This window comes from Methanoculleus sp. MH98A (assembly GCF_000691865.1).
In the GTDB taxonomy this organism is placed as follows: domain Archaea; phylum Halobacteriota; class Methanomicrobia; order Methanomicrobiales; family Methanoculleaceae; genus Methanoculleus.
Genome location: NZ_JMIO01000058.1, coordinates 13,399 through 33,503 on the forward strand (window position 1 = coordinate 13,399; position 20,105 = coordinate 33,503).

The following is a 20,105-nucleotide window of genomic DNA, read 5'->3' on the forward strand; positions in this document are numbered from 1 at the left end:
GGGAGGGGGGAGCATCCCCCCTCCCCTGTCATCTCACACCAGATGCCTCTCCTCAAATAGCCCCCCACCGCCCGCGCTTCGCGCTCCTCACTCGCACCTTCGGTGCTCAAACTCCTTCCCCTGCGGGGAAGTCGTTCCGCCCCCTTCGGGGGCGGGCAGTGTGTGGCGATATCCGGTGGAAAGCCGTGTAAAGTCATGCAATGCTCGGAAGGACAGCGTTCACACACCGAGAGGACAATGTACCAAAACGCGACAAGCAGGACATTTAGCAGCTGAAATCCAAACAGGTGTGAGTGCCAGTGTGACGGAAAGTGTTCCTCGCCATCCCCCCTAAAACCTCATCACGTCCTCGATCCCCGTCTCCCCCGCGACCTCACGGAACTCTTCAAGACTGCTAAAAGGCCGGCGGGCGGCGATGGTCGCCGCCCTCTTCTTTCCGACGCCGGGAATCCACCGGAGGGCGGCTACCGGCAGGGTGTTGACCTCCACCGGACAGGGGAGGGCCGTCACCGACCGCATCCCCCAGTCGACCACGACAGCGTCGATTACCGTCCTTGCCGGGAGTTCGAGGGGCACCCCGACGAGGATGGGATACGAGCCCATCTGCCGCCCGAACGACGGTTTGCCGGGAACCTCGACGACGACCTCCGGAAGGACGGTGCCGACCGGGAAGACCCGGCGGAGCATCGGTTCGTCGAACTCCTTCCGCGCCCACTCCTTGAAGGAGCGGAACCGGGCGTCGTGCTTCCCGAGGGTGTTCTCCTCGTAGGCTTTTGTTCCCTCGAACGGCATCACCTGCCGGATGTTCACCCGCCGGACGAGAAGACCGGCATCGAGCACCCGCTTGAGGAACGCCTCGTTTGCGTCGAACGTCGCCGGCGTCTCCCCCGCAAGGCCGACGATGAAGTTCAGGCCCGGGAGGAGTTCGGGGACGCCCCCCGTTCGTCTTGCCCCCACATCGTTCACGACCTCGATCGCGCGGAAGACGTCGTCCGGCATGGCTTTGAGGTTGTTTGCCGTGACAACCGCCGGATCGGCGGTCTCCATCCCGAAGGCCGCGGTGTCGCCGGGGGTGTGGCCGGCGACGATCGCCTCGAGTGCCGCCCGTGCCGCATCCTCGTGCCGGGCGATGGTGCCCGGGTTGATGTTGTCGATGTGCAGGGTCTTGAGGCCCGGGGCGCTCTCCCGGACGGCCGAGAAGAGTTCTTTTAGCACCTCAGGGCGGGGAACCGGGAACTCCCCGCCGCCGCTGCTTTTGTAGGCGAGGAGGTCCGGCTGCCGGCCGAGCCTGAAGTGGCGGGCGCCCGCCGCATGGAGCGCCGCCACCTCCTCCGCGATCCCCCCGATGCTCCGGTAGCGCGGGAGCCCGTAGAACGGCTCGGTGCAGAACGAGCACCCCCCGACCGTCGCCCGCGAGCACCCGGTCGCGGTCTCGAGCTCGCACATCACGTAGGGGAACGCCGGGTGCTGCGCCACGATCCCGGCGCCCGCCGCCGACCAGGGGTCGGTCAGGGCGTAGTCGCCCGCACCGGCAGGGTCCCCGCCCGAGAGCCAGGAATCCAGCGCGACCGCGGGCGACCCCGAGAGCGTGACGTCGAACCCGGCGATCGCCTGCCGGATAGCCTTTCTCCCTCCTCCCGGAGCGTAACCGAAGGCGATCGGCCCGCCGATCGCGGTGGTCGGCTGCCGGAGCAGGATCCCGAGCTGCTGGATCTCCGTCAGGGTCGCGGGCTTTCCCCCGATGTAGGCCCCCGGCACCGTCAGGCCGGCGATCATCACCACGAGATCGCCGCGGCCGTGTCCGGCGACGAGGGTGGGATCGGCCCGGACCTGGTCGATGGTGGCGTAGCAGGGAGCGTAGCCGTGCCCGGCGAGGACGCCGGCGACCTCGCGGATGTAGGGAGAGATATAGGGCGCGACGCCGAGGCACGCGGGCTCGTCGACGTAGCCGTCGATGATGAGGGCGCTAGAGGTCATACCCGATCAGGCGCAGGAGTTCACCCGCCCAGTAGAGTTTTCCCCGCTTGAGGGGATCGACATTTTTGTCGGCAAGATCGAACCCGACGATCCGGACGCTCGCCGCCCCGAGTTCGTCGGCGGCGAAGACCGCCCGGTCGCCGTCGGTGAACCCGCCGAAGTTGTGGACGTGCGCGAGAGGGGCCGCCTGGGTGGTCGCGACGAGCGGCCCCGTGATACGCGGAACCCAGTGGCGGAGGAGCGGGACGTTGTCGCCGTGGGCGTGCACGACCATCACCGTCCCCTGCTCCGAGAGGTCGATGAAGACGTCCGTCGCCCCGTCGAGGTCGGTGAAGACCGCGTCCGGCCGGATACCGTGATCCGCGAGCACCTCCGCCGCCGCATCGGCGGCAAGCACCGTCCCCTCGATCCGGTCGAGTTCCCCCGGAAGGGATGGGGCGTTCCCGCAGACCGTCACCGGCCTCCCCCGGATGAGTGTTTCAAGCAGCGCGACGTCGTCGCGCCTGGCAAGATCCGCGAGCACCCGGGCAGCCGCCTCGTCCGCCTCGCGCTCGAACCCGAAATACGCTAAAATTGCAGTGTAATGAGGCTCCCAGTCTGCAAACCTCATTGTCCGTCCTCGTCGTCAAGCCCGACGATGCCGGAGAACCTCTTCAGGATCGGATCGATGATGAGCTCGAGCAGACCTTCCTTCTCCTTCGCCATGGAGAAGTAGTTGAGCGGTATCAGGGCCGCCGCCATCGTGGCGTGCCCGCCGGCCTCGCCGATAGGCCCGAACGCCTCGGCCATCACGTTGCCGAGGTGGAGCCGGATATCCTTGTTCCGCGCCGAGATGATGATGTTCCGGTCGCTGATGCCGTAGACCAGCGCCGTGTTCACGCCCTCGAGGTGGATCAGCATATCGGCCGCCTGCGGGAGAGCGTCGCGGTTCCTGATGTAGCCGACGTTCGAGAAGAGGTAGCCGCTCTTGAGCCGGCGGTTGCGGATGGCGTTCCCGATGATCTCCACCGTCTCGAGCGACATGGAGGGGGAGGTGATCTTATCGAGGAGATCCGAGTCGGTCAGGGGAAGGAGAAACGCCGCGTAGTTGAGGTCCTGGGGGGTCACGTTGCGCTTGAAGTCGCGGGTGTCGGCCCGGATACCGTACAGGAGCGCGGTGGCCACCGGTTTGTTCACCGGGATATCGAGTTCCATCAGGTACTGGGTCATGATGCTCGCCGTGGCGCCGACCCCCGGCCTGATGTCGATGAAGTCGGCGACCGTGGACGGGTGCTCGCCGTTCTTGTGGTGGTCGATGATGATGTTGACCCGGGTCGACCTGGGGAGCTCGTTGTTCACGCCGGGCCCCGACGAGTCGACCAGGGCGATGTAGTTGCACTCCTCGAGGATCTGGGGGGTGAGCCGCTCCAGTTTGATATCGAGGAGGTTGATGAACGCCCTGTTCTCCTGGTGCCCGATGTCCCCTTCGTAGACGATGCGGCAGTTGAGCTTGTTGCGGCTCGCGTGCCGTGCAATCATCGAGAGCGCCATGGCGCTCGATATCGAGTCCGGATCGGGGTTTAAGTGGGTGACGATGCAGAGCGTCCCCTCCCAGGAGGCGAGCATGTCGTAGAGCCGCAGGGCGAGCCGAGACGAGTGCAGTTTCCGGATGTGGTGGATGGCGGTTCTCGCAACCACTTCCTGCGGGTAGAGGACGATATCGGCGCCCTCCTGCTGGAGGAGGTCGACGCTGACCGGGTCTGTGGCGCGTGCGATGACGTATGTCGCCGGGTACCGGTTCTTGACAATCTTGAGCGCGGTCAGGTTGGCCTCCCGGTCGTTCGCGAGGATGAACGCGACCTCCGGCACGGGCAGCCCTTCCATGAAGTTCGGGTCACGGAGGTCGCGAACGAGCGCTTCGTACTTCTGATCGCGAAGATCTTCCACCCGCTTCTCGTCCTTATCGACGATGATGAGATCTTCGTTCTCCTGCTCGAGCTCCTCGGCGACATTGTAGCCGGTGCTCCCGCAGCCAAGAATGATGTATTTGATACGTTCCTTCGAAACGTTCTGAACCGCCTCAGGCATGCGTACAATGGTGTAACTTCTCATGGTATTAAGGGATTCCATATCGGCGATTTTCAGGGAGGTTCCATAAAGTTTATACCGTTTCCCATGCAACACTATTAGGTCAGATACATGGGCCTGTAGCTTAGTTCGGCAGAGCGACGGACTCTTAATCCGTAGGCCAAGGGTTCAAATCCCTTCAGGCCCGTCGAACACCCGATTCTTTCCATCCTTTGCACCCGACATCGATCCTTCGGTTACGTTCGGTTCGCGCGATCCTTCATCCGCAGAGCGGTTTCTCCATCGCGGACGGGACGCCCGGCCGTCCGGTCAACCCCCGCCGGCCTCCGCCCGCGCCGGGGTTTCTCACGGGAGCCCGGTTGCTGCGACGGGAACGGGATCGTGAAGGCACATATATGCCGCTGCTATATAAATTCTGCCCCGGTGGAAAACCCGCAAGAGCGTTGCGCGGGGAGGGGAGACCCGGAGACACCCCGTTCCATACCCCCTCCCGCAGGTCAGGCGGCAGGGTCAAAAAAGAGCGGATTCCCGAAACTTTCCGCCTGAAAAAGGACCGGGCTTACCGCCCGATCTTCAGGAGCATCTCCTCGAGCGTCGGGTAATGCGACTCGATCCGCTCGATCGTCGCGCCGTCGGCCGCAAGCGCCGCGGTCGTCCGGTTCAGATCCTCGACGGAACGCGCCTCGGCAAGGTACCGGCCGTCGGAGGCCGCATAGTCGACCGCTGTCGCGAACGCCGCCGGGTCGGGCACCCGGAAGAAGACCTGGTAGGTGAGCGACCCGAAAGTCTCCCGGAGTTCGGGCATGGTGCCTTTCGCCACCACCTTCCCCCTGCGCAGGATCAGGACGAGGTCGCAGGCTTCCTCCACCTGGAAGAGGTTGTGGGCGGAGAAGATCACCGTCTTGCCCCGTTCGCGCAGACTTTTGACGTAATCGAGCACCGACCGCGAGGTCATGGGGTCGAGGCCGGAGGTGGGCTCGTCGTAGATGAGCAGCCCCGGATCGTGCATCAGCGACCGCGCGATCGCGACCTTCCGCTTCATCCCCTTCGAGAGTTCCCCGATCTTTTTCCCGTCCGCATCGAGCGCGAGCGAATCGAGGAGTTCGTCGCGCCGCTCCCGGATTGCCGCTTTTGTTAGACCGTAGATCTCGCCGAAGAACGCGAGATACGCATCCGTGGTCATCGTCTCGTAGAGCCGAGACTCTTCGGGGAGGTACCCCAGGTTCCGTTTCGGGTCGAGCGGCCTTCTGACAACGTCAACCCCGTCGACGACGAGGCTTCCTGCCGTCGGCGAGATAAGGCCGGCCATGATCTTCAAGAGCGTCGTCTTGCCGGCGCCGTTATGCCCGATCACCCCGAGTATCCGTGCATCGTCGAGATCGAACGTGACGCCGTCCAGCGCCGGGAAGTCGCCGTAATGCTTGACGAGAGAGCGGGCCGTGATCATCTGGTATCCCTTATGTCTCCGATGCCTACTAATAGGTTGCTGCACAGAGATATGGTTCTCCGAAGCCTTCAGGGATTACCATGAGTCTCGCCTCCTCCATCCGGACGATTGCCGCCTGGGAGATGAACCGGTCGATGACCACGATGGGGAGAAGCGTCCTCCCGCTCGCGGCAGGGCTTCTCGTCCTCCTGGTGCTGGTGACGGCATTTGCCGCCCAGAGCGGCGTCCATATGCAGGACGGCATGTATCGCGTCGGCATCGACGACCCCGAGATCGCCCGGATCGTCGCTCCCGACAGCCGTTTTACCGCCTACCTCGATAGCGGGGCGGCCCTCTGGGAGAGCCGGTTCGCGTACGACATCGTCGTCCTGCAGGGCGAGGTCTACGCCGCCGATACGGACAAAGGACGAGCGGCCGCAAAAACGCTCGAACGCGACTACGAGGGTTACGTATCCCACGTGGCCGCCGGAGAACCCGACCTCTTCGCCGCCTACCCGCTCTGGATCGACCTACAATACGTGAAGAGCGAGATCGATTTCCTGGCGACCCAGAGCGGGCAGCAGGTCGGTGCCCCGGCGGACGCCAAAAGACCGCCCGTCCCCTCCGGCCCGGTCGAAGCGGTGACACCGCCACCGTCGGCAATGCCCATCTCCGAGGACGTCCTTCGGGAGCACCTCGCCGACACGGGGAGCGGACACCCCATCGAGCGCTACACCGGCGTCATCTCGGGCGATTCCGCCATGGAGCAGTTCAGGACGCCCTCGGAACTCTCGGCGCCGCTTCCCTTCGATGCAATCATCCTGGTGTTCGTCTTCATCTTCCCGCTCTACTTCACCTCGCAGTTCTTCATGATGAGCGTGATGAACGAGCGGGTGGGAAGGGCCGGCGAGGCGCTCCTCTCCACCCCCATCCGGCCGGCGTGATCGTCGTCGGCAAAGCGCTCCCCTACTTCACGATCATGCTCCTCATCTCGGCCGCGATAACCCTCTTTGCCGGAGCGCCGCTCTCGATCCTCCTCCCGCTCGTCCCGGTCATCCTCTTCTTCCTCGCAAACGCCCTGATCATCGGGATGGCCTCCCGGAGTTTCAAGGAACTCTCGTTCGTCTCGATCTTCTTCTCGACCCTCGCCACGTCGTACCTCTTCTTCCCGACGGTCTTTGCGAACACCCACGTCATCAGCATCATCTCGCCCCTCACCCTGGTCGTCCTCGATATCCAGGGCGACGGGTTCACCGCCATGGAATACGTCTACTCGACGGTGCTCTTCTTTGCAACGAGCATCATCCTCTTCTACGTCGGCATCACGAACTTCCGCGAGGAGCGCCTCTTCTCGCAGAAGCCGCTTGCTTCAAGGCTCGCGGACTTCGTCTCGGGCGGTATCGGCCGCGATCACCCGCACATCTCGCTCTTCCTGCTCGCCGGCTTCACGATACCGTTCGTCTTCATGGCCCAGATGCTGACGCTCGTCCTCTTCTTCAACATCCCGATGCCGCTCTCCCTCGTCCTCCTGACCGTCTCTGCGGCGTTCATCGAGGAGTTCGCGAAGTCGATCGGGCTTTACGCGGTGGCACGGGAGCGGCCCGGGTTCCTGACGCCGAAGAACCTGCTCCTCGGGGCGGTCGCGATCGGGTTCGGGTTCCTGGCCGGTGAAAAACTCCTTCTCTTCGCCACGCTCGCCCAGATCACCGAGTCGATCTTCGGGAGCGTCCTCTTCCTCTCCCTCCAGGTGCTCTGGATGCCGCTCCTCCTCCACATCGCGGGAGTGCTCGTCACCGGCGGCTTCCTCCTGCTCTGGGGGCGGCAGGGTTACGGGCCGGGCCTCATCGCGGCGTGCATGGTGCACAGTCTCTACAACCTCTACTTCCTGATGGGGGCGCTCCTGTGAAAAGACGAAACATCGGCCTTATCGCGAAGAAAGAACTCCTGGGACTCTCGTCGGAGAAGACGATCGTCTTTGCGATCCTCCTGCAGGTCTTCATCGCGATGTTCTCGTCGTTTCTGATGGTGGGGCTCACCGCCATGTACGACCCGGAGGCGATCGAGGGCTACTCGACGGTCACCTACGGCGTCGGCTACGCAGGGGCGGACTCACCGCTCATCGACGAGTTCGAGAAGAGAGACGACCTCATCCTCCACCGGATGGATCTCGACCAGGCGCTTGCGGCGCTCCGCGAACGAGCGGTCTCGGCGGTGGTTTACGTCCCGGACACCCCGCCCGACGCCGAGGGGCCGGTCATGGTCACGCTCTACCTCATCCAGAACGACCTGCAGTCGAGCGTCATCAACGTCAAGGTAAAAGAGGTGCTCCAGGGCTACGAGAAGGAACTGCGGGAGGTCCGGGCCGGGCGGATGACCGCCTTCCCGGTCTCGCTGAACTTCCCCGAGTCCGGCGGCGGCGAGAACTTCTTCGAGTTCGTCTACGGCCTCCTCATTCCGCTGCTCGTCCTTCTCCCGGCGATCGTCTCGGCCGCCTGATCATCGACCTCATCACCGAAGAATACCAGCGCCAGACGCTCGAGACGCTCATGTCGACGCCGGTCACGTTCGCGGAGATGGTCTGGGGGAAGGTTGCCGCCTGCGAGGTTCTGGTCCCGGTTCAGGCCGGAGCCTGGCTCCTCCTTCTCGGGTTCAACGGCATCGCGGTCGATAACGCCGCCGCGATCCTCCTCCACGCCTCGGCGGGCGGGCTCTTCCTCATCCTGCTCGGGGCTCTCGTGGCGCTTCACTACCGCGAACGGACGAGCGCCCAGTTCATCTTCTCGACCGCGCTCGTCGTGGTCTTCCTCCTCGTCATGGCCGTCCCCTACAACCCCTTGAACCTCATGGTCAGGCTCGCGGTGGACACCGCCGGTCCCGTCCACTGGCTGATCCTCGCGCTGGTCGCGGGCGCAACAGCGCTCCTCGGGTGGGCGGTAACGGCCTACGCCCGCCGGGTCGGGGAAGGGGTTCCAGCGTAGCCGTCATCTCGCCGCATTCCATCGTGGGCAAACTATATATCGGCGGATAGGTCATTCAGCCCATCGATGATCCACCTCCGTCACCTCAATACCACCTGCGCAGTCTGCGGCGAGGCCTGCCGGTTCACCATCCCCGAGGCCGCGGGTAGCGTCGGGTCGCGCGACCTCGACACCCGTCCCGCCGAACCCCTGCGGTCCACCATCTACGCATGGGTGAAACGGTGCCCGTCCTGCGGCTACTGCGCACCCGACCCGGGCAAGGCCCCGAAGGGGGCGGCCGACGTGGTGAAACTCCCGCGCTACCGCTGGCAACTCGACGCCCGGAAGTTTCCGAGTATCGCAAACACCTTCCTCTGCTGGTCGATCATCCAGGAAGATCTCGGTGCCCCGGCCCAGGCGGCGTGGGCATCCCTCCATGCCGCCTGGGTCTGCGACGACGAGGGGGAGGACGTGCCCGCCCGGATCTGCCGGAAACGCGCCGCCGACCTCCTGCGGCGGGCGTGGGAGAAGGGGGAGCGGCTGGCCGCCCTGGAGGGGGCGGACGAGGCCGTCCTCGTCGATCTGCTCCGCAGGGCAGGGAGGTTCCGGGAGGCCCGCGCCGTTGTCGCGGAGACGCTGGAGAAGAACCCGCAACCCATCATCGCCGACATCATGCGGCTCCAGGCGCGGTTGATCGCCGCATCGGACAGGGCCGCCCATACCGTCGCCGAGGCCCGGCGGTTCAGGCAGCCCGCGCCGCTCTGACCGGCAGATCCCCACCTTTTGTATACTGTTCCGGCGATACTGTATCATGGAGATCACGATCCTCTCCCCCGGCATCTACACCTACGGCGCCATGCTGATCGGCGGCGTCCTCCGCGACGCGGGACACCGGGTGACGCTCACCCGGACGCCCGCCGTGCCGGCCGACGACTCGGTCCTGCTCATGAGCCTCTTCTCGACCCAGCACCTCCTCGACCCCGCGCTCCGGGACCTGGCCCGGACTCACCGCGAGCAGGGAGGGAAGGTCTACGTCGGGGGGCCGGTCTCGGCCGCGCCGGAGATGGTGCTCGGGGAGCTTGCTCCCGACGCGGTGGTCGTCGGCGAGGGCGAGGAGACGGTGATCCGCCTCGTCGAGGAGGGGGTGTCCCCCGATCTTTCGGGGATTGCGTTCCTCGACGCGGGCCGGCCGGTCGTGACGCCGCCCGCTCCGCCGGCGTCGATGGATCGTCCGCTCCCCCTGATCCCGGACGACATCGGAAGCCAGAGCGTCAGGGGAGCGAGCGCCTACATCGAGACCCACCGGGGGTGCATCGGGGGATGCACCTTCTGCCAGGTGCCCCGGTTCTTCGGGAGGGCGATCCGGAGCCGGCCGCTCGAGAGCATCGTCGAGGAGGTGAAGGCATTTTCCGCGCACGGGGCGACAAGGCTCTCGGTCTCCGGGGGGACCGGGTCGCTCTACGGCTCCACCGGCGGGGAGATGAACCCGGAAGCCTTCATCGAGCTCCTTCGCGCGATGGCGGAGGTGATGGGACAAAAGAATATCTCCTCACCCGATATCCGCGTTGACTGCATCACCGACGAGATCCTGGACGCCGTCCGGCAGTACACCATCGGGTGGGTCTTCTTCGGGATCGAGTCGGGAAGCGAGCGGGTGCTCAGGCTGATGGGCAAGGGCGCGACCGTCCGGCAGGTCGAGGAGGCGGTGGAGCGGTGCCGGGAGCACGGTCTCCGGGTTGCGGGGAGTTTCATCGTCGGCTACCCCGGAGAGACGGAGCGGGACTACGAGGCGACGAAGGATCTCATCGCCGCGCTCTCCCTCGACGACGTCTTCGTGAGCAGCGCCGAGCCCATCCCGGCGACACCGCTTGCCGACCTCGCGGTCAGGACGCCCCGCGACAAAAACCCGGCATTCGTGCCGCATACCGGGGAATACCGGGCGCTCAACCTGACCGAGAGCGAGGCACGGTGCTTTGACCTGATGATGCACGCCGACCTCTTCCGTCCGCAACTGCGGCTCGTGACCGACGAGGTTTACAACACCTACCTCGCCGAGGCAAGGAAGCAGGGGCAGGACATCAGGGCGGCGACCGAGCTCATCCTCCGCTACGCCCGACCGTAAGGTCCGGGCCGGCATTCTCCCCTATTCTTCTTTTTTACCGCCGGAAACCGCCCGGTTTGCCCGGGCCGGAAACCCTTAAGTATCCTCGAACATCTACTCCCCCGCCTTGAGGGGGTAACCTCTTCGAGAAAAACGAGTTGGAGGGAGATACGATGGCTGAACAACAGATGGGATCGGTGCTGGAGACCCGGCCGGGACGGGAGGAGACGGTGAACCTGATGCGTGCGCACGACATCCGGGACATCAAGGTGCGCAACCCGGAAGGAGAGAACCTCGGCGACATCAGCGATATCGCGATAGACCGCGATAGCGGCTGCATCACATACGCCGTGCTCTCCTACGGCGGGATCCTCGGATTCGGCGAGAAACATTTCGCCATTCCCTGGGAGGCGGTTCGCACCCGCCCGGGGGAGAGGAGTGCTATCGTGGATGCTGATAAACAGACGCTGGACAGTTCTCCCGGGTTTTCCCGGGACAGGATGCCGCACGAAGCGAACTGGAGCCTGGTCAGGACACCATCCCCGGCTCGTGCGGCAACGGAGCCCGCGGCCCCGGTAACGGAGAGGGAAGTTCCGCCGTCCCGGGAGGCGGGTACGGCTGCAGCAGCGGCCACCGGCGCAGCAGTGACAGGCGCAACGGCACCTGCGGAGCCGACGCCCCCGGGCAGGGAGAGGGTCGTTCCGACGCCTCCGCCCGTTCAGACGGTCGCACGCGGCTGGGGAGAGCAGCCGGCGGAGCAGCCCGTCGAGGAGCGGCCGGTGATGACGGAAGGCCCGCCACCCACGGGGACCGGCGTCAGAGAGGTCAGGAGGGAGCGGATAGTCGAAACCGCGCCCCGCGAGACCGTCGTCGAGGAGGTTCGGAGAGAACCGCCGGCCGCGATGGAGACCCGGCCGGTAACGGAGGCCGAACGATCGCTTATGACTCCGGGGCCTTCCGCCGGGCATCTCTCGGCCGCCGGCCTGCAGGTCTATCTTGCGGGGATGAACTACCCGTCAGGCAAACAGGACCTGATCAGCCATGCCCGGCAGCGCGATGCGCCGCAGAGCGTGATCACGGCACTTGAGAACTTCAACGACCGGACGTACCGGTCCGCTGCCGACGTGAGCGCGGAGTTCGGCAGCGAAGCCCGCACCCGGCAGCCGACCGGAATCGAGACGCCTGCCAGAGAGATTCGCGAGACCAGGATGGAGGAGGTTCGCGAGGAGGCACCGGCATCACGGAAGACGGTGCCGCCCCGCACCCATCTCTCCGCCGCCGACCTGCAGGTCTATCTCAAGGGCATGGATTACCCGGCGGGCAGGCAGGACCTCATGACCCACGCCCGAAAGAACAACGCCCCACAAGACGTGATTACGGCGATCGAGGGCTTCTCCGACCGGAAATACCAGTCGGCCGCCGACGTAAGCGCGGAGTTCGGGAGAGAGGTCCGCGGAGAACAGCCGACCGGGATGGAGACGCGGCGGGAACCCGGGGTCAGTGCGGAGGGTGTCGGGAGAGAGGAGCGGCCCGAGACCCGGACGAGAGCGCCTTCCCTCACCCACCTCTCCGCCGCCGATCTGCAGGTCTACCTCAAGGACATGGACTACCCGGCAGGCAAACAGGACATCGTCGCCCAGGCACGGAAGAACAATGCCCCACAGGACGTGATCACGACGATCGAGGGGTTCTCCGATCGGACATACCGGTCCGCCGCCGACGTGAGTTCGGAGTTCGGAAAGTTCAGGTGACGGGGGCTGAACCCCGCTGGAGGCGGGAGCCGGGAAACACCCCTCCCAGCCTCCCCCGCATGCCCATTTTACGGCGGAGAACGCTTCGCCGGTACCCCGGTACCGGAACCGGGGAACTGTTAAATAGTCACAACACGCATCGCCCGCTCTGCGCGAAGGTGAAGATCGCCTTCGAATGCACGCCAGGGGTATGGTGGTTGCAATGGCTGAAACGATTCTGGAGCAGCGGGTGCGGAGGACGGAGGGGCACGATTTCTTCTCATCCGAAGATGTCGTGGGGAAGCGGGTGAAGAACCCGGAAGGCTATGATCTCGGCGAGATCTCGAGCCTGCGGGTCGGCCTGCCCACGGGAAAAGTGGCGTATGCGGTGCTCAGGACGGGCGGCATGTTCGGCCTCGGAGCGAAGCACTTCGCGATTCCCATCGAGGCCATGGTCTACCGGCCGGGGGACGATGTCTTCGTGGTGAACATCAGCAAGTACCGGCTCGAGAACGAACCCGGGTTCTCGGAGGGCGATTGGCCGAGAGAAGCGAACTGGAGCTTGATCGAGTCAAGACGCCCCATGGGCCCACCGAGCCAGGAGGAGGCCCGGGCGGTGACCCGGACGGAGGCGCCGCCCCGCGAGGTCGTCACGACGGAGCGGGTGGAGGTGCGGGAGCGAGCACCCCGGGAAGGGATGGCGATACGAGCCGAGGAGGTGGAAGCCCGGCCGGTGACGGAGGCTCGTGCTCCGACGCTCGAGCCCGCGATGAAGGCCGAGGACGTGGAAAAGGGCAGGGTCGAGACGGCGGTGTCCGGTGCCGGGACCGCGCCCCGCGAGACCGTCGTCGAGGAGGTCAGGAGAGAGCCGCCGGCCGCGACGGAGGCCGAACGGCCCACGACGACGACGGGACCGGCTCCCGGGCACCTCTCGGCCGCCGGCCTGCAGGTCTATCTTGCGGGCATGAACTACCCGGCAGGGAGGCAGGATCTTATAACCCACGCCCGGCAGCGCGACGCGCCGCAGAGCGTGCTCACGACGCTCGAAGGATTTCCCGACCGGACGTACCGGTCGGCTGCCGATGTCAGCGCGGAGTTCGGCGGCGAGGCCCGCACACGGCAGCCGACCGGAATCGAGACGCCTGCCGGGCGGGGTCGCGAGACCGGGACAGGAGCGCCGTCTCTTGCGCACCTCTCGGCTGCCGACCTGCAGGCCTACCTCAAGGGCATAGACTACCCGGCGGGCAGGCAGGACCTCATAACCCACGCCCGGAAGAACGATGCGCCGGAGACCGTGATCGCGGCGTTCGAGCGGTTCGAGGACAGGAAATATCATTCTGCCGCCGACGTGAGCACGGAGTTCGGGAAGGCCAGGTAGCCCTACTTTTTTTTCAAAAACCGGATCGGCAGTTACGGGAAAAGATTCGTCTGGATTGTCTCCCGTTCACTGAATATGAGATAGCGCGCGGCGGCCTTCCCCCGGATACCGGCACGCGCAAGGTCGGCCGGGCCGGTGAACGGCCGCACTCTCCGCAGGCTGAGGATCCGGTCCGCGGCCTTCGGCCCGATCCCGGGAACGCGGAGGAGGTCGTGGCGCGGGGCGAGGTTGACGTCCACCGGTGCGCTCCCGGTCGCAAGAACGACTTTCGGGTCGCGGTTCGGGAAGAACCCCTCTTCGTCGAGGGCAGCCCGGAGTTCGTCGGCCGTGATCCCGTAGTCCCGGAGCAGGTAGTCGGCCTGGTACCACCGCCGCGCCCGCCATGCCGGCGTATCGGGGTGCGATGCAAGGGGAGTCCGGGGGAGGGAGCGGAACGCCGAGAAGTAGACCCGGGAAGGCCGGACCCGCCGGTACTGGTCGGCGAGGCAGGAGAGGATCTCCGCGTCGGTCTCGTCCGCGGCCCCGACGACGAATTGCGTGGTGTGGCCGCCGGGCTTCTCCTCCGCCACCCACGACTGGCGTTTCAGGATGTCCTGCCGGTAGTCCTTCACCCCGGCAATGCCCCCGAGGCGGTCGGGGGACGTCGTCTCCAAATTGATGCTGATCCGGTCGGCCACGCGGGCGGCGTCGTGGATATCCGCCCGGGTTGCGCCGGGAAGGATCTTCAGGTGAAGGTAGCCGCCGTAACCCCGGCGGCGCAGGATCTCCCCCGTCTCCACGAGATCGTGCATCACATAGTCGACGTCCCGGGGGATGCCGGAACTCAGGAAGAGTCCCTCAACGAGCCCGTCCCGCCAGAGGCGGAAGAAGGTGTCGGCGAACTCCCGGGGGGAGAAACTTACCGGCTCCCGCTGGAGACGGACGGGGCAGTAGGCGCAGTCGTAGGAGCAGGTGCCGTTGAGAAGCATCTTGAGCATCCGCCCGCACCCGCCCGTCCGGCGGTTGTAGGAGATATAGGGGGCGATCACGGTTCGCGCATTCGGGTCTTCGAGACCGTCAGGGGTTTCTTGGGATGCACGAAGGGTATCGAGCGGAACGGGCAGAATTTCCGGCGTTGGAGAGACCTCTCTGGTCTCGACCGCGACCGGGAGGAGTTGAAGGCACTCACCCGGGCTGCAGATGTCGAACCGCCCGGCAGCGGTGAGATAGGTGAGTTTCTGCTCCGCAACGGACATACCGGAAGCATCGGCCCGCGAGTAAAAGAGCCTGTTCCGCGGAGGGTGAAAGTGTCCGGGAGCGGTTTCCTCTTCCGGGGAAAGAGATATGACCTCCACCGGACTCTATCATCGCGAGGAGAGAGGAGATGAAGGGTCGGCCCGAATACGATGCGGTCGTCGTCGGCGGCGGACCCGCCGGGAGCACCGCCGCCTGCCTGCTCGCGGAGGCCGGACACAGCGTGGCGCTCCTCGAGCGGCGGACATATCCGCGGAACAAGGTCTGCGGAGGGTGCCTCAGCCAGAAAACCGTCCGGTTTCTCGACCGGGTCTTCTCCCTCCCGGTTCCCGCGCTCCGGCAGGCAGGGCTGCTCGACTTCACCGGGACGGGGTACGCGCTCTACATCGGGAGCAGGCGCATCTTCGCCGAAGACCTGGAGGAGCCGGTCTACTTCACCGGCAGGGAACGCTACGACGCTTTTCTTGCAGGGATGGCGGCACGGGCAGGGGCGGAAGTCCACACGGGCGCGGAAGCGGCAGGGATCGACCACGCCCGCCGGACCGTCACGACGTCGGACGGCGACCGGTATTCCGCCCGGGTCATCATCGGGGCGGACGGGGTTCACAGCCGGGTCAGACGCACCCTCCCACAGAGCGTCGTCGACAGGAAGCGGTGGCAAAACAACCTCGGGTGGACGCTGGAACTTGCGATCCCCCGCAGGGAGGCGGAGACGCTCGTAAACGAGGACGGGCCGATCCGCCTGGATGACGGCCTCGCCACGCCCCACCTGATCCTTGCCGCCTGCCGGTGGGGCTACGGGTGGGTCTTCCCGAACAGGGAGGCGATCATCGTGGGGATCGGGGGGCTGTTATCGGCAAACGGTGGCAATCTCCGCGATAAGTTCGAAGCGTTCCTCAAGTCCGTCGGGCTCTCCGCGTTCGCTGCCCGGAAACCGGCTGGATACCTCCTGCCGCTCGGGAACTACATCCCCTCCCCGGCCCACGAGGGGACGGTTCTCGTCGGCGACGCAGGCGGGTTTACGGGCCCGCTCCTTGGGGAGGGGATCTTCTACGCCCACCGGACGGCGGAACTCGCCGCCCACGCCGCCGACCGCCACCTTACCGCCGGAGCACCGCTCGCCGCGACCTATACCGCCCTCCTCCGCCGGCGCCTCATCCCCGAACTGCGGGCGGAGACGGCGCTCCGGAACTTCGTCTACCACTGCCTCGACGCCCGGATGCATGCACCGCTCGCGGCGTTCATGCGGGCGACGAACACCCTGGTCATCGACGCAGTGCAGGGCACCCGGTCATTTCGGGGGTTTTTGCGTGACGACGACCTCCATTCCGGTGTGTGGTGAACGACTCCCCCGCAGGGGGAGGAGTTCGAGAAAATGCGAAGCATTTTCGAGTAACGACGTTCCTGAAGCGTGTGACGTTCCGCAGGGCCGGAGTTCAAGCACCGAAGGTGCGAGTAACGACTCCCCCGCAGAGCAGTCCGGCGGATACCATTATCCATCCATACGTCCAGAACGCCGCAGTCATGAACACCCCACGCCACCCCGCCCTCTACGAGGTCAACGCCCGCGTCCTGCTCCGCCACCTCGCGAGGATCGCCGGGCGCCGCCTCACGCTCGACGACATCCCCGATTCCCGGCTCGCGGAACTGGCCGGGTGCGGCTTCTCCTGGGTCTACCTCATGGGAGCCTGGGAGACCGGGGAAGCCGGGCGCCGGGTCTCCCGCTCGAACGCGCAATGGCTCGCCGGGTACCGGTGTCTGCTCCCCGATCTTAGCGAGGAGGATATCTGCGGCTCCCCCTTTGCCGTTGCCGGCTACTTCCTCCACCCCGACCTCGGGGAGCCGGAGGCACTCCCCCGGTTCCGCGAGCGCCTGCACCGGCACGGGATCCGCCTGATGCTCGACTTCGTCCCGAACCACACCGCACCCGACCACCCCTGGGTGCAGGATCGCCCGGACTACTACATCCACGGCACGGAGGAGGAACTCGCCCGCCGGCCGCAGGAGTTCATCGGGGTTAACCTTCCCGGCGGCCCGGCCGTCCTCGCCCACGGCCGGGACCCCTACTCCGGCGGCTGGCCCGACACCCTGCAGCTCGATTACGGCAATCCGGCCTTGCAGGAGGCGATGATCGCCGAACTGCAGAGGGTCGCGGGGCAGTGCGACGGTCTCCGGTGCGACATGGCGATGCTCGTCCTCCCGGAGATCTTCCGGCGGACCTGGGGGCGGGAGACGGAACCCTTCTGGCCCCGCGCAATCGAAAGCGTCCACAAAGAGCACCCCGGGTTTACCTTCGTGGCGGAGGTTTACTGGGACCTCGAGTGGACGCTCCAGCAGCAGGGATTCGACTACACCTACGATAAACGCCTCTACGACCGGCTCCGGAACGGAGCGGCCCGGCCGGTGCGGGAGCATTTCCGTGCGGACCCGGAGTACCAGCAAAAGTCAGTCCGGTTCCTCGAGAACCACGACGAGAACCGGGCGGCGGCGGTCTTCCCGCCCGACCGCCACCGGGCAGCCGCCGTCCTCGCCTTCCTCTGCCCCGGTCTCCGGTTCATTCACCGGGGACAGGTTTCCGGGCGGCACAAGAAGATCCCCGTCCACCTCTGCCGCGGCCCGGAGGAGCCGGCCGACCCGGCCATAGAAGAGTTCTACCGGCAGATCTTTGCCTGCCTGCGCCTGCCGGCGTTCCGGAACGGAGAGTGGCGGCTCCTCGACTGCACCCCCGCCTGGGAAGGGAACCCCTCCCACGACGGGTACATCGCCTTCGCCTGGGAGAGGGAGGAGGAGCGCTACATCGTCGCCGTCAACTACGCCCCCGACCGGGGCCAGTGCTACGTCCCGCTCCCCTGGGCGGACCTCGCGGGGAAGGAGGTCCGGCTCCGGGACCTCATGGGAGAGGCAACCTACGACCGGGACGGCGAGGGGCTCCTCTCGCCCGGACTCTACCTGGACATCCCCGGATGGGGCCGCCACGTCTTCGAGGTCGCTACAGAGGGAGAGTGACCGTTCCCCTTCAGGGGGACGGGGGGATCTCCTCCACCGGGAACTGGACCTCGGTCAGGAGTTCCTCCTCCGGCACCTCGCCGGGATCGTTGAGATAGAGTTCCCGCGAGGGGCCGGCCGGCACGAGGCGGTGCTCGTTCATGTAGGAAAAGAGCCGCTCGTAAGCCTTCCCGACCCCGGGATAGGGGCCCGGGGGAGAGTTCCCGGCGCAGCGATGCACAGTTTGACGGGTGCCGGCGTCAACCTTCCGAAACGATCCGGGGGCCCCTCACCACTTCTGGATGAGGGAGAGGAGCATTTTTCTGACCTGTGCGGTCAGCTCGCAGGAGGGATTTATCTCGAGCGCCTTGTCGGCGCACGCAAGCGCATGCCGGTACATGCCAAGGTGGTAGAGGACGCTGCACTTCATGCTCCACCCGGCGGCGTACTTCGGGTCGATCGAGAGCACCTGATCGAAGCAATCGAGCGCTTTCCGGTACTCACCGAGCGCGTACAGGGCGCCGCCCTTCAGGCTCCAGACCCGAACGCTTCCGGGATCGTCGGCGACGGCACGGTCGTAACAGGCGATTGCCTCCTCGTGCCGGTGCCCGAGGAAGTGAGCGTAGCCGAGATCCGTCCAGGCCGCCACGAAGTGAGGGTCGATCGCGAGAACGCGCTCGTAGCAGGCGACCGCGTCGTCCAGGCGGTGCATCGCGACGAAGACGCCGCTCCGGTTGTACCAGGCGACCGCGGAGTCCGGGTTGAGTTCCACCGCACGGTCGTAGCAGGCGAGCGCCTCCTCGAGCCGGTTGCGGCGCCGGTGCAGCATCCCCCGGGAGACCCAGGCGGGAGCAAATCCCGGATCGATCGAGAGCGCTTTCTCCCAGCAGTCCAGTGCATCCTGGTCTCGCCCCAGGAGATCGAGAAAGACCCCTTTGTTGTTCCACATCTTCACGTTTGCCGGGTCGGATTCGAGCACCCGGTCGAAACAATCGATTGCCTCGCCGAACCGTCCTTGCTGCGCAAGGGAGACGGCTTTTCTGCTCACTGTGGAATCGGTGCAGGCGCCTTCCCGGCCTTCGGGTTCGCTCCTGCCGAAGAGTCTCTCTGTAATGCTCATGCTGGACATTCCCCCCATGGTCACGCAACTGGTAGCGCGCATATATTATAATCGTTACCCCTGCAGTCGGACCCGGCAGGTAGACCTGCGGGCTTTCGGGAGAGTCCTGTCGGGCGCGTCACTCCAAACGACGCCGTGCTGCCGGAAGCACCCGCGACACCAGTCCGATCCCTCCCTCGCGGCGGAGCTCGGTATGCACCCGGGCATGGCAGATGCCGCAGAGCGTGATGAGGTTTGACGGATCATCGTTCGTGGGATCGCGGTCGATATGGTGGATGTGGAGGTCTCGCTCGCCGCCGCAGACGGCGCACCGCTGCCCGTCGCGCTCAAGCACATCGCTACGCGTCTCCTTCCATCGCCGCAGGGTATACTTGTCCCGTGCCCGGATGGGAATCTCGAACCGTTCACAGTAGACGACGGTTCCGTCCCTCACGGCAAAAGGGCATTGGCGGCAGAGCCGGCGAAAACCGTTCCGGCCGGGATTATCTCCGCAGAGGGGAGGTTTTGAGCGGTCAAACGCGTCCAGACTCAGTTGAAGGTCGGTGCTCACGATCAGAAGAAGGTGGGTCGCGGGACGGGATAAGGGGTGGGTTGTCCCCGCGGATCACGACGGTGTCGGGACGGGTGTCACGGGGCCTACGGACGTCCGGCTCTGGTGCAGGACGTCGCCTGCGGCGTTCCGGATCTCGATCTCGATCGCTACGCCGTCCGAGGGGGCCTCGCGTGGGACGACAACCTCGATGGGGTTGGCGCGGGAGATATTCTCGTATCGCACGTTCTCGCGGGTCTCGATCGTCGTTCCCCACGAGACGTCCCGCTCGATGGTACAGGTCACGCTGTAGGTTCCCGGCTCATCGGTGTCCGGGACGAACCGGAACTCCACACGGTCGTCGTAACCGGCGGTCTCGCCCCGGAACTTCGTATCCATCGCCTCTCCCGGGGAAGACTGTTGTTCGGTGCATCCTGCAGAGAGAAGGGCCGCTGCGAGGAACAGGCAGACGAGCAGTGCACGCGTCATGGTCGAAGTCATTGTTACCGCTTCCTGCCGGTCCCGCACCAACAGAAGCACCGCGGGTGCGGGCCGCAAACAAAGCAATATTGGTTCCGGAATTTTAAAATGAATTTCATTGG

General features: G+C 65.7%; 19 protein-coding genes and 1 tRNA gene. 11 read left to right on the forward strand and 9 right to left on the reverse strand.

Annotated elements, in window-relative coordinates; all coding sequences use genetic code 11:
• Nucleotides 1–330 precede the first annotated feature (330 nt).
• From EI28_RS08485 to EI28_RS08495, 3 genes are read right to left on the reverse strand one after another with little or no spacing between them, the layout of a single operon-like run.
• A complete protein-coding gene (locus EI28_RS08485) occupies nt 331–1,977 on the reverse strand; it encodes a radical SAM protein (protein ID WP_048114186.1) in 1,647 nt (548 codons plus the stop codon).
• Complete coding sequence (locus EI28_RS08490) at nt 1,967–2,587, reverse strand: 6-hydroxymethylpterin diphosphokinase MptE-like protein (RefSeq protein ID WP_048114187.1); 621 nt, start codon at nt 2,585–2,587, stop codon at nt 1,967–1,969. The genes EI28_RS08485 and EI28_RS08490 overlap by 11 nt, the downstream gene beginning before the upstream one ends.
• A complete protein-coding gene (locus EI28_RS08495) occupies nt 2,584–4,044 on the reverse strand; it encodes a DHH family phosphoesterase (protein ID WP_048114188.1) in 1,461 nt (486 codons plus the stop codon). Before EI28_RS08495 ends, EI28_RS08490 begins: the two co-directional genes overlap by 4 nt.
• A gap of 113 nt (nt 4,045–4,157) precedes the next feature.
• Between EI28_RS08495 and EI28_RS08500 the strand changes: the two genes are divergently transcribed.
• A tRNA-Lys gene (locus EI28_RS08500) sits at nt 4,158–4,231 on the forward strand.
• 372 nt (nt 4,232–4,603) lie between these two features.
• Here EI28_RS08500 and EI28_RS08505 read toward each other — a convergent pair.
• Entirely contained in the window at nt 4,604–5,491 is an 888-nt protein-coding gene (locus EI28_RS08505; protein WP_048114189.1) for an ABC transporter ATP-binding protein, read from the reverse strand.
• Nucleotides 5,492–5,571: 80 nt separating this feature from the next.
• On the opposite strand from EI28_RS08505, the gene EI28_RS15485 reads away from it, so the two are divergent.
• The 8 genes from EI28_RS15485 to EI28_RS14415 all read left to right on the forward strand — a co-directional run bounded on the left by EI28_RS15485 (nt 5,572) and on the right by EI28_RS14415 (nt 13,636).
• Nucleotides 5,572–6,414: a hypothetical protein gene (locus EI28_RS15485; RefSeq protein WP_369792272.1), complete on the forward strand. Its 843-nt coding sequence runs from the start codon at nt 5,572–5,574 to the stop codon at nt 6,412–6,414.
• Entirely contained in the window at nt 6,411–7,376 is a 966-nt protein-coding gene (locus EI28_RS15490) for a hypothetical protein (RefSeq protein ID WP_369792273.1), read from the forward strand. Before EI28_RS15485 ends, EI28_RS15490 begins: the two co-directional genes overlap by 4 nt.
• Entirely contained in the window at nt 7,373–7,966 is a 594-nt protein-coding gene (locus EI28_RS15495; RefSeq protein ID WP_369792274.1) for a hypothetical protein, read from the forward strand. Before EI28_RS15490 ends, EI28_RS15495 begins: the two co-directional genes overlap by 4 nt.
• Before the next feature lie 50 nt (nt 7,967–8,016).
• Nucleotides 8,017–8,448: a hypothetical protein gene (locus EI28_RS15500; RefSeq protein ID WP_369792275.1), complete on the forward strand. Its 432-nt coding sequence runs from the start codon at nt 8,017–8,019 to the stop codon at nt 8,446–8,448.
• Nucleotides 8,449–8,514: 66 nt separating this feature from the next.
• Nucleotides 8,515–9,192 carry a hypothetical protein gene (locus tag EI28_RS08520; protein ID WP_048114190.1) on the forward strand — a complete coding sequence of 226 codons (678 nt, stop codon included), beginning with the start codon at nt 8,515–8,517 and terminating at the stop codon, nt 9,190–9,192.
• A gap of 46 nt (nt 9,193–9,238) precedes the next feature.
• Nucleotides 9,239–10,549, forward strand: a complete 1,311-nt coding sequence (locus tag EI28_RS08525) for a methyl-coenzyme M reductase glutamine C-methyltransferase (protein WP_048114191.1) — start codon at nt 9,239–9,241, stop codon at nt 10,547–10,549.
• A 152-nt stretch (nt 10,550–10,701) separates the two neighbouring features.
• The gene (locus tag EI28_RS14865; RefSeq protein WP_082223136.1) at nt 10,702–12,279 is read left to right on the forward strand and encodes a DUF2795 domain-containing protein; all 1,578 of its coding nucleotides are present in this window, start codon (nt 10,702–10,704) and stop codon (nt 12,277–12,279) included.
• Between the two features lie 202 nt (nt 12,280–12,481).
• The gene (locus EI28_RS14415; protein WP_231476674.1) at nt 12,482–13,636 is read left to right on the forward strand and encodes a DUF2795 domain-containing protein; all 1,155 of its coding nucleotides are present in this window, start codon (nt 12,482–12,484) and stop codon (nt 13,634–13,636) included.
• A 32-nt stretch (nt 13,637–13,668) separates the two neighbouring features.
• On the opposite strand, the gene EI28_RS08550 is transcribed toward EI28_RS14415, so the two are convergent.
• The gene (locus tag EI28_RS08550; protein ID WP_048114192.1) at nt 13,669–14,871 is read right to left on the reverse strand and encodes a radical SAM protein; all 1,203 of its coding nucleotides are present in this window, start codon (nt 14,869–14,871) and stop codon (nt 13,669–13,671) included.
• Between the two features lie 128 nt (nt 14,872–14,999).
• Here EI28_RS08550 and EI28_RS08555 point away from each other — a divergent pair, with 128 nt between their 5' ends.
• Nucleotides 15,000–16,211, forward strand: coding sequence for an NAD(P)/FAD-dependent oxidoreductase (locus tag EI28_RS08555; RefSeq protein ID WP_048114193.1), 1,212 nt, complete (start codon nt 15,000–15,002; stop codon nt 16,209–16,211).
• Between the two features lie 182 nt (nt 16,212–16,393).
• On the forward strand, nt 16,394–17,875 hold the full coding sequence (locus EI28_RS08560) for an alpha-amylase family glycosyl hydrolase (protein ID WP_048114194.1): 1,482 nt from the start codon (nt 16,394–16,396) through the stop codon (nt 17,873–17,875).
• A gap of 10 nt (nt 17,876–17,885) precedes the next feature.
• Here the strand turns inward: EI28_RS08560 and EI28_RS08565 are convergent, their stop codons facing one another.
• From EI28_RS08565 to EI28_RS08580, 4 genes are all read right to left on the reverse strand, one after another.
• Nucleotides 17,886–18,095 carry a GyrI-like domain-containing protein gene (locus EI28_RS08565; protein WP_048114195.1) on the reverse strand — a complete coding sequence of 70 codons (210 nt, stop codon included), beginning with the start codon at nt 18,093–18,095 and terminating at the stop codon, nt 17,886–17,888.
• 48 nt (nt 18,096–18,143) lie between these two features.
• Complete coding sequence (locus EI28_RS08570) at nt 18,144–18,974, reverse strand: tetratricopeptide repeat protein (RefSeq protein ID WP_231476675.1); 831 nt, start codon at nt 18,972–18,974, stop codon at nt 18,144–18,146.
• A gap of 118 nt (nt 18,975–19,092) precedes the next feature.
• Complete coding sequence (locus EI28_RS08575; protein WP_231476676.1) at nt 19,093–19,407, reverse strand: HNH endonuclease; 315 nt, start codon at nt 19,405–19,407, stop codon at nt 19,093–19,095.
• A 171-nt stretch (nt 19,408–19,578) separates the two neighbouring features.
• Entirely contained in the window at nt 19,579–20,043 is a 465-nt protein-coding gene (locus EI28_RS08580) for a hypothetical protein (protein ID WP_155937315.1), read from the reverse strand.
• Nucleotides 20,044–20,105: the final 62 nt, after the last annotated feature.